This window comes from Gardnerella sp. c23Ub_4 (assembly GCF_055804115.1).
Window position 1 is genome coordinate 38,260 of record NZ_JANUYO010000003.1, and the last position, 13,081, is coordinate 51,340.

Here is a 13,081-nt window from a genome sequence, read left to right on the forward strand (position 1 = left end):
TGTGGATTTTATGCAAATTTTATAAGGATTTTATGCAAATTTATGCGTATTTTACTATTCAAAATCCTTTGGGGTTATAATTCCCAACGCTTTAGCTCCTCGCAAACCGCAAGATGCAAAAGGTACGTCGGATACTAAAACAATAATCGAAGCATTAGCTAACCCGAGTCGCATTGTTCCTAATATATCAGGATCTGAATCTGGAGAAGAAAGCCATTGCGCAGCCATCGACATTGTTGGCTCATGACCAATAATCATTGTTATTCTAGAATCGCTCCTAATCGCACAAAGCTCATCCATTACAGACTGCATTCCGCCATCATATAAGCTTTTTCTTGACGCTACTATTGGAGAATCTCCGAACTTTTTAAGCATTTTGTGCATCGTTTGTTCGGTGCGATTTGCACTTGAACAAATAATGTAGTCTGGAACAAGCTTTAGAGATTGCAAACCTTTTGCCATGATTTTTGCTTGTTTTAAACCTTTATCGCTAAGGTCCCTTCCCCAATCGTCTCCCATTGTTGGCGGCTGTGCTTTTGCGTGGCGCATTAGTAGCAGCACATATTTTGCGTGCTTTACTTTTTTAACGATTTTTTTGATTGACGCCGCCATTTTAATCTCCTCAGTCTTCAGTTAGCCTTATCAGGCTTTGGATTTGAGTTAGGTAATTGTGCGATTTGCAAATCTAAATCTCTAAGGACTTTTCTAAGCTTTCTATCGGATATATCTCTAAGAGACAAGTCTTCTAACTGTTCTGCGCGCTCTTCGGGAGTTAAGTCATCAATATCGCTAACAGTATCTTTTGTAGCACGATCGCGCTTTTTTAACGCATTAAATCCTTGCGCCATTGCGCGCGAAATAACCAGAAAACCAGTATGACCTATCATTGCGTGATCTGGTCTAACTGCTAAATCTTGTGCTTTCCAAGTTCTTTCTAACGTTTCTTGAATCTCTGGTTCTGTCCAAACTCCCGAAGCACGCAAACTTTGTGCCATTCTAGACATTTGCGTTGTGGTTGTTACGTACGCAACCAATACTCCACCTGGAGCAATAACTCTATAAGCCTGTTCAAGCCTGTTCCAAGGATCAAGCATATCTAGCATAATGCGATCAAAATAGCCTTCTGGAAGAGACTTTGCTACTGAGTCAAAATCTCCAGTTAAAAGATTCCACCATTCTGGTTTTTCGCCATAGTAAATTGTTGCGTTTAGTTGCGCGATTCTAGCAAAATCAGGTCTAAGCTCTATTGTTGTAAGCTCACCACTTTCGCCAACAGCGTCTAAAAGACTTAAGCTCATTGCACCAGAGCCTGCTCCCGACTCTAAAACACGCATTCCAGAGCGAATATCTCCTAAAGAAATCACTTGTGCAATATCTTTTGGATACATGATTTGAGCGCCTCTTGGCATAGATAAAACGTAATCCGCCAATCGCGGACGCATAACTACATAATCCCATCCGCCTATTGCGCGGGCTGCCATCCATGGCTTGTTTGATTCTTTAGATGCGTCAAGCTGCTTATTGCTACGCTCAAAATCACGTTTTGTGCTAACTGTTGTTACTACAACACCTTGAGTTTTGCCAATAACATCGTCGTGCAAAATAATGCCGTGTTCGGTTTGTGTAACTCCGCCTTTAGTAAGCTGTGCTGTGATTCGCTTGCCTTTTCTATCGGTGAATTGGATTTTTTCACCAACTTGCAAAACTCCTCTACGTGCATAGCTTTCGTACACAAAACACCTCGCTTATCTTCAGAACGACTTTTACTATTATAAGCTAACGGTTGTAAGTGGCATTGCTGAATCGATTGCAAAATCTGGAGCGGACGGACGAACGCCTGCTTCCACCAAATTCACACCAAGCATTGCCACCATTGCTCCGTTATCTGTGCAAAGCTTAAGCTCTGGCAAACGAACTTCGATTCCATGCTCTTTGCCTTGCTCTAAAAGATGTTCTCTAAGTTGCGAGTTTGCAGAGAATCCGCCACCAATCAACAAAGTTTTTGAACCGTATTGCTCGCAGCCCATCATAGCTTTGCGAGAAAGAACATCCGCAACAGAGTTTGCTAAAGACGCACAAACGTCGTCAACTGGTATTTCTAAGCCTTGTGCTTGGCGAGCTTCCACCCAACGCGCAACAGCAGTTTTGACACCCGAAAAACTAAAGTCGTAAGGATGCTCTTTGCCAGAACGACCTTGCGTAAGACCTTGTGGAACTTTCAAAGTATTTGGATTTCCAAGGCGCCCGTGCCTATCAATATGCGGACCCCCTGGGTAAGGGAATCCAAGCAATCTAGCTACTTTATCAAAGCATTCGCCAGCTGCGTCGTCTAATGTTGTTCCAACAACATCTATACTGCGCGCAATGTTATTAACATGCAAAAGAGAAGTGTGACCTCCCGAAACTATAAGCGCTAGAACGTCTTTAGGTACATCGCCAAATTGCAATTGTGTTACTGCAATGTGTCCAATAACGTGGTTTATTCCATAAATCGGCTTTTTTGCTGCACTTGCTAGTGCTTTAGCTCCCGAAACTCCAACAGCTAAGCATCCTGCTAATCCCGGACCTGCACTTACTGCTATAGCGTCAATATCGCTTAAATCCATATTTGCATCTGCTAATGCTTTTGATACCACTGGCACGAATGCTTCTGCATGCGCGCGTGATGCGATTTCTGGTATAACACCACCGTAGCGCGCATGTTCTTGCATTGAGGATGCTACAACGTTAGAAACTAATGTTCTTCCTTTAACGATTGCGGCTGCTGTTTCGTCGCAAGTTGATTCAATGCCTAAAACTATTGGCTCGCTTGTTTTATTCATTGTTTCACTCATTGTTATCCTCACTTTTAGCACTGTTATAAGCTTCGCTAGATTCTTCTAAGTTTTTTGAGTTTTCTAAATTTTCTAAGTCGTCTAAGTTGTCTAAGTCTTCAAAGTCGTCTATTTGCGCACACATTGTATATGCGTCTATTCCTTCTGGCATGTAGTATCTTTTTCGTAATCCCATTTTTGTAAAACCGAATTTTTCATACAGTTTTAGCGCTGGATTATTGTTTACTTTAACTTCTAAAAGCATTCGTTTTGCGCCTATTGATTTTGCATTTTCAATCATAGTTTTTAGAAGATTGCTTGCAATTCCTTGCTTTTGATATTCTTTTGCAACGCCTATTGTCATTATTTGAGCGTCGTCACCATCAAACCAAAATCCTGCATACCCAGCTACCGTATTTGTGTTTAGATCAACATCTGCATAATACGCGCGCATCGGTGCTTGTAACTCTTGCAAAATCATGTTCTTGTTCCAGCATCCTGGCCCAAACAAGTCTGCTTCGATTTTTGCAATTTGAGAAACTATTGCTTCATATTTTGCACAATCAATTTTCTCTATAGCTCTGCTTTTACTATTTGATACACAAGCTGGATATTTTGAGCGAGTTATGTCTACAATCATATGCGTACTTCGCTTGAATCCTATTTTTCCGCTACTTCTGCCACTTTTGTAGCAGCGCCAGACCCTAAAACATGCTTCAACGGGTTTGGAACAGATACGTCTGGTCTTCTTAAATAAAGTGGTTCAATAACGTCTTTTTGACTTGCGCACAACTTAAATATCTCTAAGCCTTTTACGCCTAAATCAAGAGCACTCACTTCGGTGATTAAGCATATATTCTCGATTTTCTTCCAATCTTCAGCGTATTTTTTAGCACCATGACCCGCAACGCAAACGCAATAATCGCAAATATTATTTGATTCAAAATATTGATTTACTCTATCAACAATATTTGCAGGATAATCAATATCCATTTCTATTACTTCGCAACCACTATCGTCATATAAACTCATATAAACTTGGCGTCTTCTAGCGTCATTTAGCGAAAGAACATACGTGTGTTTAGCTACGCAAGATTCATTATTTTCGACTATTTCGCTATTAGAGATAACGCCATTTTTAAGCGATTCTTCAAAAGCTCCAGAACGAATCATTAAACTTTGTGGAAGCAAGCTGCTGCATCCTAGAATCTTTGCGTTATTCGCAAAAGCAATCGCCTTAGCAGCAACTAGTCCAGCTCGTAAACCAGTAAAAGGAGCAGGGCCTACTCCAACTACAATCTCATCTATTTGATTAAGCTCTAGTCCAGCATTTTTTACAGCAGAATCAATGTTTACTTGCAATCTTTCAACATGAGTGCGAGAATCCGTTTCTATTATCGGATTATGCCCCACAACTCCAACTGTTGAACCGTACGACGTGTCTATAATCAGCGTATTGCTCATTTTCATTCCTTAAATTGACTAACCAATTTAGCTTACTCTTAATCAAGAATTTTTAAGCGATCACACCAGTCTCCCCCAACTGGAACAAGCGTTACAACGCGATTTCCTTCGCTCGTAAACTCATTTGATTCGCTTTTATCAATCGGCCTATCAATATGAACTTCAAGACGAACATTTGCAAGAACGCCTGCCATTTGCTCTCCCCATTCCATAAGCACAACAGTTCCATCTCCTGGCTCTTCCAAAGCTTCGTCTAATCCAAGTGATTCAAGCTCATCTAAAAGCCTAGAAACAGTGTCTTGCCCTGGAGCGTAATCTTTTCCACCAAGCCTGTATGCGTCTACGTGAATAAGATTTGCCACTTTTCCGTTAGAAAACGTGCCTTTAAGCTCTCTAGCAATAGTAAAAGTTGGGGAAACTATTGGCTCTTTTATTGCTAAGCCTTTACCAAATCCTTTAGCAAACGTTGTTTTTCCAGCACCAAGAGGACCAGAAAGCAAAATAACGTCTGTTTCATGCACTATTTTTGCGATTGACTCGCCAAGATCTTGCATACACGAATCACTTGGAATTACAAGCTTTTTAATATTATGATTTTCCAAAATCACACACTTTCAATTTGATTTAATTTAACGACCGCGCAAAGCAATCATGCTAATGCATTTTTCTAAAGCGTAATCAGCATCACTCGCTCCACCTTTGCATTGCTCATCTGCCCATGCTAAACACATAAAACACTTACGAATCCCATTCTCACTCCATCCACCTAAATCTCTCATAGCCATTTTTAACGCCCACGGATTCACTTTTGCTTGCGCGTTAGAAATTTCTCCGTTTTTAACTGCTATAGCTTTTGCGATTATGCGCATTTTTACAGCCAAAGCTCCAATCAACGCTATAGGGTCAACGCCTTGCAAAACCGCTCTTCTTGCAGCAAGAATAGCTTGACCCGCGTTTCCTTGTGCAGCTTTATCTGCTACAAAAAATCCAGTTACTTGCGGATCCGATATTAAGTATTGGTCAACTATTTTTAGCGTTATTGGGTTATCTTCAAAATCAAAACAAAGCTGAGAACAAAGAGATGCCAACTGGTCGGTTTTTCCACCTAAAACCTCTACAATTCGCGCAGCTGCTGCAGGCTCTACTGTGCGATTTTGTCTTTCAAAAAGACTTAGAACAAAATTCAATCTTGCATCATCTTTTTTAAGATCTGGAACAGTTATTTTATTTGCTCCAGCTTTTTCTAGCTTTGTAACGATTGACTTTCCTTTAACACCACCTTCGTGTCGTGCAATAACCCAGCAATCGTTTTCATTAGATTTTACATTAGATTTAGATTTACTAGCGCAAAACTCTATTATTGCTTCGACTAAATCTTCATTAGCTTGTTCAAGATTATTAATAACAACAATTGTTCCACTAGAGAAAAGTGATGGACCTGTAGCAGTTATAAAAGCATATTTATCGGCATTAAAAGCGTCTAAATTTACAACATCTGCATCTGGGCATGAGACTAATATGCGCGTTTTTAAGTCGCGAGCGTTCAAATCATTCAAATACGCATCCCCACCAACTACAATCGTAAGTGGCGCAAAGTTTTTTAACGCTTGCATACGTACCCCTTAATGCTAATGTTTTACAAGTTAGCTAATCAAATCTACCATTAATTCGATTATTTTTAGCTATTTAACACATCTAATAATTGTACAAACTATACAAAACTTAAGATGATTGACTATAAAAATTGCTCAAAATCATCATTTGCACAAAAATCATTCAAAAAGTTCAACCGAATCATCTACAAGATGCTTAAAGCGATTTGATTTTGCTTGAGCGTAAATCTTAAACGAATTATAAAACTCTTTATTTTTAAGATACTTATTAATAAAAAATACACACAAAAATACGCTAAATTCAACCAACCACGCAAGCCACGCGCCTAATGGCCCTGAAACCCATGGAATAACTCCGATTTGTAAATCTCCAAGATTCCAAGCACAATTCGCCATAATGTTTGTTCCAATAGAGGAAATATTAGCGAAAAATAGCGCAATAGAGTAATTCCAGCACGAGCAAACAAGAGACAAAAGCCCAAAAATCGTTGCAAAATCAACAAAAGGAGCAACAAGTAAGTTCGCTATAATAGATATAAAAGAAACTTGAGGTTGCATTAATATTTGCACAGGAAGTGTAAAACATTGAGCACACAATGTAATACTTAACGCGCTTGCAATACTAGACGGCATATATCTTAAAAAGATTCTTCTTAAAGGCATTCCACAAACAATTATTCCAAAAGTAGCGCAAACAGAAAGCGCAAACGCGTAATCCCACGCAAATTTTGGGCAAACAAATAAAACACCTATAACAGTTAAACTTAACGCGCTAGCACATTGATACACTCTAGAAAGTAAAAATGCGATTGAACAAATAATGCCCATTATAAGTGCGCGTAAAACCGAAGCAGATGGGTAAACAATAAATGCTAGAGAAATATTTCCAAGTATTTCAAGGAGCGCACACAGCCATTTTGGAGCAAGAAAATATAAGCAAATTTTACGAATCATTGCAGCAATAAGCAAAAAGTGACCTCCAGAAACTGCCATTAAGTGCATTATTCCCGAAATCTTAAATCTTTGCTTCATTGTATTTGCATATACTCTGTCAATTTGACTACTTTTATCTTCATCGTCATTGCTTAAATGCTCTTGACCCAAAAGCCCTACAGTAAGTCCAGGAACAAGCATTTGACCCTGCTCACTCAAATTGCTTGTAACTTTGTAAAATTCTTTGTAAAGACTGTTTAGAGCACTTGTTAAAAACCCAGATTTTTCAATCACTTTTAAGGAATTAACTTGATTTTTGCTCGTTTTATTTTCCTTACTAAACTTAGATTTATCTTTTTTACTAGCTTTAGGAATTTGAATTTCTACGTTATTTGCGCCAAATTTTGATATACCAATCTTTGCAAAACTGCTAATCGTATAGCCATAATTAATTGCTTTACAATCTGGATTAAAAGCGTAAAGCTTCGCACTTGCAAAACTCACACGTTTTTGCACAACATGATTTTTATCTTCTGTTTCAACACTTTTAACACTTACATTAGCTACACAATCTCCTCTAAAAGAAGGGGATGTTCTTAAGGGAGACGTTATTTTCATAACCACTTTAGCGCTTTTAGAATCGAGCCTTTTATTACCATCATAGCTTTGAGCGCTTCTAGCACTTTCGCTTTTAATAACAGAAAAAACAGGATCTAGTTCTTCTAAACATTGCGTAATCAAACAAATCATAAATGAAGCTAAAAATGCGCACATAATCGCATAAAAAGTTTGCTTGTATTTGATTATTTCTAAGCGTCTCAAAAATGTAATTTTAAACATGCCATTAGCAAATACGCAATAAAAACATGCAACAACAAACGCAAAAGTGGCAAATATTGTATACGCTAAAACTTGATTACTTTTGCATATAAATCTTGCATACAAGCATCCAAACCACATTGCAAAAGCAATTGGAACAAGTCTAAAATCCTTGTTTCCATTTTCAAAATTCCAATAAAATTCTTCCATTTTACGCCTTAAACAACAAAGTTATAAAATAAACCTATAGATAAGCGATTCTTAACCAACACAAATCATCGATTTAATCTTTGCAAAAGTTTTGGGACCAATCCCATTTACTTGCATCAAATCTTCAACACGATTAAAAACGCGAACTTTTTTACGCATGTCTAATATTCTTTGAGCCATTTTTGGCCCTATGCCTTTTATTGCTTGTAATTCTTCTGACCCAGCACTATTTATATTTATGCATTCACTTTTATTTTGAATATTTTTGCTGCGATTTTGGCTATATTCACTCTTATTTTTTTCAATCAAATCTTGATTTTTACCAACACTTTCAACGCTTTCTTCATCTTTTTTTAACTCACTTTTATGATTAGTGCTCACTTTTGATTTATTATTTGATTCGTCTTTACCATCATTTTTACCGTCGCCTTTAGCATCTGACTTATTGTAAAAATCAACTTGCTTATTAGAATGATTTTTTGACTTTGCACTAGCGTTATATGCATAAACCTTGCTATAAGTTGCATATTGACTTATTAACATTGTTAAACTACAAGATAAACAAACAACTAGAATCAGCATTATTGCTAAAATATGAGCAGGCTTTATAGCTAATCTAACATGATTCTTCATTCTTGCTTCGTTGCGCTTATTAAAATCATCAACTTTTAATGAAGAACTATTAGCATTAGCAGCAAGGTCTTTCAAAGCGAGCGCACGTTCTTTAGTTTCGCTATCTAAAACACAAGTTTTATAGTCTAAAATATTCAAATCATCTTTTGTGTGCTGTAAATCTTTAGCTTCTCTATAAGAATCACTAATATCACTGATTTCTTCACTAACATAATTGTTCAAGCCACTAATAGCCTCAAATCTTTCCAAAACATTACGACTCGTTTTATGCACCTTTAATCACCTCCTTTTGTTATTCATAATCATTCATAAAAAAAGATGCTTACCTCCACTATTAAATGAAGATAAGCATCTTTCAAGTAAAATTAACCAATGTGGTTAAAGGCTATTTTGCCTAGAAAACATTGAGTTTTCAGCTTTCGTCTGGCACAATAGACACAATCTTTGGAGCCTTCACAATCACTTTGCGCGGAGCTTTACCACCTAAGCGATCAGCAACAGCTTTCAACGCAAGCTTTTCAAGCTCGCTAGCATCAATATTCGGGTCAACTTCGAGCTTTGCGCGAACTTTGCCCTTGATTTGCACAACAGCTGTAACAGTATCCTCACCAACATAGCGAGAATCTGCAACAGGCCAATTTGCGTGAGCAATCGACTTAGTATGCCCAAGCTTGCTCCACATTTCTTCGCAAATATGCGGCGCAATTGGAGAAAGCATAAGAACAAGCGGCTCAACTGCTGCGCGAGGCACGTGAGGTAGAGACGTTAAGTGGTTATTCAACACAATCAGCTTAGCGATTGCAGTGTTTGGACGCATTGCTTCCATCTCTACAGCCACTTCGGCAATCGTGTTATTAAGAAGCTTAAGCGTCTTTTCGTCGAGCGCATCTTCTGTTACTACGCAAGCACCAGTTTCTTCGTTAACAACGTTACGCCACAAGCGTTGCAAGAATCGCATGCCTCCAACAACGTTGCGCGTATTCCATGGACGAGATTCAGAAAGTGGACCCATGCTCATCTCGTACAAGCGGAACGTATCTGCACCGTAGTTTTCGTACATGTAGTCTGGAGTCACAATATTCTTTAGGCTCTTGCCCATCTTTCCAAACTCGCGATTTACGCTCTCGCCGTGCCATGTAAAGGTTGACTCGCCGGAGCCGTTTGGAGCACCTTCCTCAACCTCATCAGCCGGAACGTACTGTCCGCGCTCATCCGTGTAAGCGTAAGCTTGAATCATGCCCTGGTTAAACAAGCGATGGAATGGCTCAGCAGAATTCACATAACCCAAATCGTAAAGCGCTTTATGCCAGAATCGCGAGTAAAGCAAGTGCAAAACTGCGTGCTCTACACCGCCAACATAAAGGTCAACGCCGCCAGAAACATGCTCTTTGCCTGGACGGTTCGTGCCCATCCAATAGTCGTATTCGTCGCTGTCAACCATGTGCTCTGCGTCATTCGGATCCAAGTAGCGCATGTAGTACCAGCATGAACCAGCCCAATTTGGCATAGTGTTGGTGTCTCGATAGTAGGTTTTTACGCCGTCACCAAGATCGAGCTGAACTTTAACCCAATCATCATTTCGACTCAACGGCGCTTCTGGCTCCGAGTTTGCATCGTCTGGAGCATAAGTCTTTGGTTGATAGTCTGGAACATCTGGCAAAGCAATCGGAAGCTCACTATCTGGAACTAAGTAAGCAACACCATCCTCGTCGTAAACAATTGGGAAAGGCTCACCCCAGTAGCGCTGCCTAGAGAACAGCCAGTCGCGAAGTCTGTAAGAAACTCTGCCAACGCCTACGCCTGCCGATTCAAGCCAAGTCGTCACTTTTTTAATAGCTTCATCTACGCGCAAACCGTTAATAGACAAGGCGTCGCCAAGCTTATGAGTATGCTCAACAGAAGAGTTAATAACAATTCCGTCATGAGAAACAAACGGAGCTTTGCCATCATAATCTTCTAACTTTTCACCAGAATCAGGCAAAGGCTTAACAGTGTAAATCACAGGCAAGCCAAAAGCTTTAGCAAAATCATAATCGCGCTGATCGCCGCCTGGAACAGCCATAATTGCGCCCGTTCCGTAGCCCATAAGCACATAATCTGCAACAAACAATGGAAGTTTTGCACCAGTTACAGGATTAATTGCATAAAGACCAGTAAACAAGCCTGTTTTAGCCCCTGCATCTTCTGTACGATCTTTAGCAGTCTTTGCACGAGCTTGAGCTTGGTACTCTGCCAATCCTTCCTTAAGATTTGCGTAGCCACCCTTCCAACTTTCTGGAACGTTTGCACTCCAGGCTTCTGGAATATGCTCAAGAATTGGATGATCTACAGAAACAACAGCAAAAGTTGTACCAAAAAGCGTGTCTGGACGAGTTGTGTACACTTCCAAATCGCGCGTTTCGCCATCTGCACAAGGCACATCAAAGTGAACGGAAGCACCGTGAGATTCGCCAATCCAGTTTCGCTGCATAAGCTTAACTTTTTCTGGCCAATCAATCGTATTCAAATCTTCAACCAAGCGATGCGCATAAGCTGTAATTCGCATTGACCACTGACGAAGATTGCGCTGGAATACTGGGAAGTTTCCGCGCTCAGATTTTCCTTCTGCAGTAACTTCCTCGTTTGCAAGCACAGTTCCCAATCCTGGGCACCAATTTACAGGAGACTTAGAAATATAAGCAATACGGAAATCGTTTAATACGTCTGCTTGCTCTACTTTGCTAAGTTCTTCCCACTTTTTGCCTGCAAAACCAGGAATTTCGCGCTTTGCGCTCTTAAACTCATCAACAAGCTCACAAATTGGACTAGCAGAACCCTTTCCGCCATCTTTGCGCACAAAATCAGGGTTATACCAAGCATCGTAAAGCTTCGAGAAAATCCATTGTGTCCAACGAACGTAGTTTGTATCAATCGTTGCAAAAGACCTACGATCATCAAAGCTTAATCCCATGCGATGCAACTGCCTGCGCATATTTGCAATATTTGCCTCAGTAGTGATGCGTGGATGCTGGCCAGTTTGTACAGCATACTGTTCTGCAGGAAGCCCAAAAGCGTCGTAGCCCATAGCATGCAAAACGTTCTCGCCCTTCATGCGGTGATATCGGCTTACAACATCTGTTGCTAAATATCCAAGAGGATGTCCAACATGCAAGCCTTTACCAGAAGGATACGGGAACATGTCCATTGCAAAGAAAGAAGGGCGGCCGTCGGCATTCCTGCCTTCGCCATCCTTCAAATTGCCCTTAACATTAGCAGCCCAGAATGTGCCTTGCTCATCCCAGATTTTTTGCCAGCGCTGCTCAATATCTTGTGCGAGTTGCGCATTATAACGAAAAGCTGGCTCAGCGATTGTAGCTTTATTGTCAGCTGTTGCATATTGTTGATCGTTGTCTTCCATAAACAAGCACTATAGCGACTCATATCGTCAATTTGCAACACTTTTTACAACTTTTAAGCATATTTTATTGTGTTTTTTGAAAGTTTTAATGCACAATTCACAAAATACTATTATTTAGCGTTTTTTATAAAAATCATTACTACAATTGTTTTAAGAGTTTAACATAAGAATTTACTAAGAATAATAAGAATAATATGATTTAACGAGGTTAGTTATGAAGGTATCAAAGAACACACTTTTATTAATCGCATGCCTTGTATGGGGATTTGCAGGATTCAACATTCTTAAAATTGGCATTAGTGCATACTCAAACTTTTTATCTCCTATTAACTTCACTTTATCTTTAGCTGTTTTTGCAATATTCCAAGTGTTTATTTTTGGAAAACTCGTTAAAAAGCACACAACTAGAATCAATGCTTACAAAGAAAACAAGCAATTTTTCCTTAAATTCTTTGACGTTAAATCTTTTATAATAATGGCTTTTATGATGACTTTTGGAATTGTTCTTCGTGCAACAAATATCGCCCCAGAGCGCTTTATTGCAGTGTTTTATACGGGATTAGGCTCCGCATTAGCCTTAGCAGGATTGCTTTTTGGATATCATTTTGTTAAAACTGTATGTCCGCATTACAAAAACACTCATACTATGCAATAGTGCTTACAAACACTTGTAACAACATCAACATTACTAAGGAATATTTGACTATCACTCTACGTAAGGAAGTTACTATGAACCATGTTATGAAACGTTATATTAATACATCTTTGTTGTATGCTGTCCTCGCCATGATTGGCGGCGTCTTTTATCGCGAATTTACAAAATTTAATGCTTTCCATGCAAAAAGTATGCTTGCTGTAGTTCACACACACTACTTTATACTTGGCATGGTTGTTTTTCTGTTACTCATACTATTTGAGAAAAACTTCAGTTTTAGTAACGAAAAAACTACGAGAATCTTAATAACTTATCATATTGGACTCAACCTAACAGCACTAATGATGGTTACTCGTGGAATTGCACAAGTACTACGTCTACATCTCAGCACATCTATAGATTTTGCCATAACTGGTTTAGCAGGAATCGGACACATCCTACTTGGTGTAAGTATTGTACTCATATTATTGCAAATTAAACGCAGCATCACTCATTGTGCTAATACTTCATTAGAATAGTAATGATAGGAATAATTTAGTTTATT

The 13,081-nt window shown here is 39.2% G+C and carries 12 protein-coding genes; 2 read left to right on the plus strand and 10 right to left on the minus strand.

Features of this window, described 5'->3' with window-relative positions; all coding sequences use genetic code 11:
• Positions 1–54: 54 nt before the first annotated feature.
• The 10 genes from NYP67_RS05770 to leuS all read right to left on the minus strand — a co-directional run bounded on the left by NYP67_RS05770 (position 55) and on the right by leuS (position 11,882).
• Positions 55–612 carry a SixA phosphatase family protein gene (locus NYP67_RS05770; protein WP_004117220.1) on the minus strand — a complete coding sequence of 186 codons (558 nt, stop codon included), beginning with the start codon at positions 610–612 and terminating at the stop codon, positions 55–57.
• Between the two features lie 17 nt (positions 613–629).
• Complete coding sequence (locus NYP67_RS05775; protein WP_115757590.1) at positions 630–1,733, minus strand: tRNA (adenine-N1)-methyltransferase; 1,104 nt, start codon at positions 1,731–1,733, stop codon at positions 630–632.
• A gap of 36 nt (positions 1,734–1,769) precedes the next feature.
• A complete protein-coding gene (gene tsaD, locus NYP67_RS05780) occupies positions 1,770–2,834 on the minus strand; it encodes a tRNA (adenosine(37)-N6)-threonylcarbamoyltransferase complex transferase subunit TsaD (protein WP_013399577.1) in 1,065 nt (354 codons plus the stop codon).
• Positions 2,827–3,453 carry a ribosomal protein S18-alanine N-acetyltransferase gene (gene rimI / locus NYP67_RS05785; RefSeq protein ID WP_415694854.1) on the minus strand — a complete coding sequence of 209 codons (627 nt, stop codon included), beginning with the start codon at positions 3,451–3,453 and terminating at the stop codon, positions 2,827–2,829. Before rimI ends, tsaD begins: the two co-directional genes overlap by 8 nt.
• A 20-nt stretch (positions 3,454–3,473) precedes the next feature.
• Positions 3,474–4,277: a tRNA (adenosine(37)-N6)-threonylcarbamoyltransferase complex dimerization subunit type 1 TsaB gene (tsaB, locus tag NYP67_RS05790; protein WP_102704563.1), complete on the minus strand. Its 804-nt coding sequence runs from the start codon at positions 4,275–4,277 to the stop codon at positions 3,474–3,476.
• 38 nt (positions 4,278–4,315) lie between these two features.
• Entirely contained in the window at positions 4,316–4,879 is a 564-nt protein-coding gene (gene tsaE, locus NYP67_RS05795) for a tRNA (adenosine(37)-N6)-threonylcarbamoyltransferase complex ATPase subunit type 1 TsaE (RefSeq protein ID WP_032839262.1), read from the minus strand.
• A gap of 27 nt (positions 4,880–4,906) precedes the next feature.
• Positions 4,907–5,890 (minus strand): DNA polymerase III subunit delta, encoded by a 984-nt coding sequence (gene holA / locus NYP67_RS05800; RefSeq protein WP_415694853.1) that lies wholly within the window; start codon positions 5,888–5,890, stop codon positions 4,907–4,909.
• A gap of 159 nt (positions 5,891–6,049) precedes the next feature.
• On the minus strand, positions 6,050–7,852 hold the full coding sequence (locus NYP67_RS05805) for a ComEC/Rec2 family competence protein (RefSeq protein ID WP_415694852.1): 1,803 nt from the start codon (positions 7,850–7,852) through the stop codon (positions 6,050–6,052).
• A 51-nt stretch (positions 7,853–7,903) separates the two neighbouring features.
• Positions 7,904–8,758, minus strand: a complete 855-nt coding sequence (locus NYP67_RS05810) for a ComEA family DNA-binding protein (protein ID WP_115761927.1) — start codon at positions 8,756–8,758, stop codon at positions 7,904–7,906.
• A gap of 139 nt (positions 8,759–8,897) precedes the next feature.
• Positions 8,898–11,882, minus strand: a complete 2,985-nt coding sequence (leuS, locus tag NYP67_RS05815; protein WP_473411277.1) for a leucine--tRNA ligase — start codon at positions 11,880–11,882, stop codon at positions 8,898–8,900.
• A 214-nt stretch (positions 11,883–12,096) separates the two neighbouring features.
• Here leuS and NYP67_RS05820 point away from each other — a divergent pair, with 214 nt between their 5' ends.
• Both NYP67_RS05820 and NYP67_RS05825 read left to right on the plus strand, forming a co-directional pair.
• The gene (locus tag NYP67_RS05820) at positions 12,097–12,537 is read left to right on the plus strand and encodes a hypothetical protein (protein WP_020757571.1); all 441 of its coding nucleotides are present in this window, start codon (positions 12,097–12,099) and stop codon (positions 12,535–12,537) included.
• A gap of 74 nt (positions 12,538–12,611) precedes the next feature.
• Positions 12,612–13,055 (plus strand): DUF2871 domain-containing protein, encoded by a 444-nt coding sequence (locus NYP67_RS05825; protein WP_004131046.1) that lies wholly within the window; start codon positions 12,612–12,614, stop codon positions 13,053–13,055.
• Positions 13,056–13,081 lie beyond the last annotated feature (26 nt).

Bases quoted from the DNA above. Each gene is read 5' to 3' on its own strand.
- leuS (WP_473411277.1), bottom strand. From the start codon at position 11,882: ATGGAAGACAACGATCAACAATATGCAACAGCTGACAATAAAGCTACA.
- rimI (WP_415694854.1), bottom strand. From the start codon at position 3,453: ATGATTGTAGACATAACTCGCTCAAAATATCCAGCTTGTGTATCAAAT.
- tsaB (WP_102704563.1), bottom strand. From the start codon at position 4,277: ATGAGCAATACGCTGATTATAGACACGTCGTACGGTTCAACAGTTGGA.
- NYP67_RS05820 (WP_020757571.1), top strand. From the start codon at position 12,097: ATGAAGGTATCAAAGAACACACTTTTATTAATCGCATGCCTTGTATGG.
- tsaD (WP_013399577.1), bottom strand. From the start codon at position 2,834: ATGAGTGAAACAATGAATAAAACAAGCGAGCCAATAGTTTTAGGCATT.
- holA (WP_415694853.1), bottom strand. From the start codon at position 5,890: ATGCAAGCGTTAAAAAACTTTGCGCCACTTACGATTGTAGTTGGTGGG.
- NYP67_RS05825 (WP_004131046.1), top strand. From the start codon at position 12,612: ATGAACCATGTTATGAAACGTTATATTAATACATCTTTGTTGTATGCT.
- NYP67_RS05805 (WP_415694852.1), bottom strand. From the start codon at position 7,852: ATGGAAGAATTTTATTGGAATTTTGAAAATGGAAACAAGGATTTTAGA.
- NYP67_RS05770 (WP_004117220.1), bottom strand. From the start codon at position 612: ATGGCGGCGTCAATCAAAAAAATCGTTAAAAAAGTAAAGCACGCAAAA.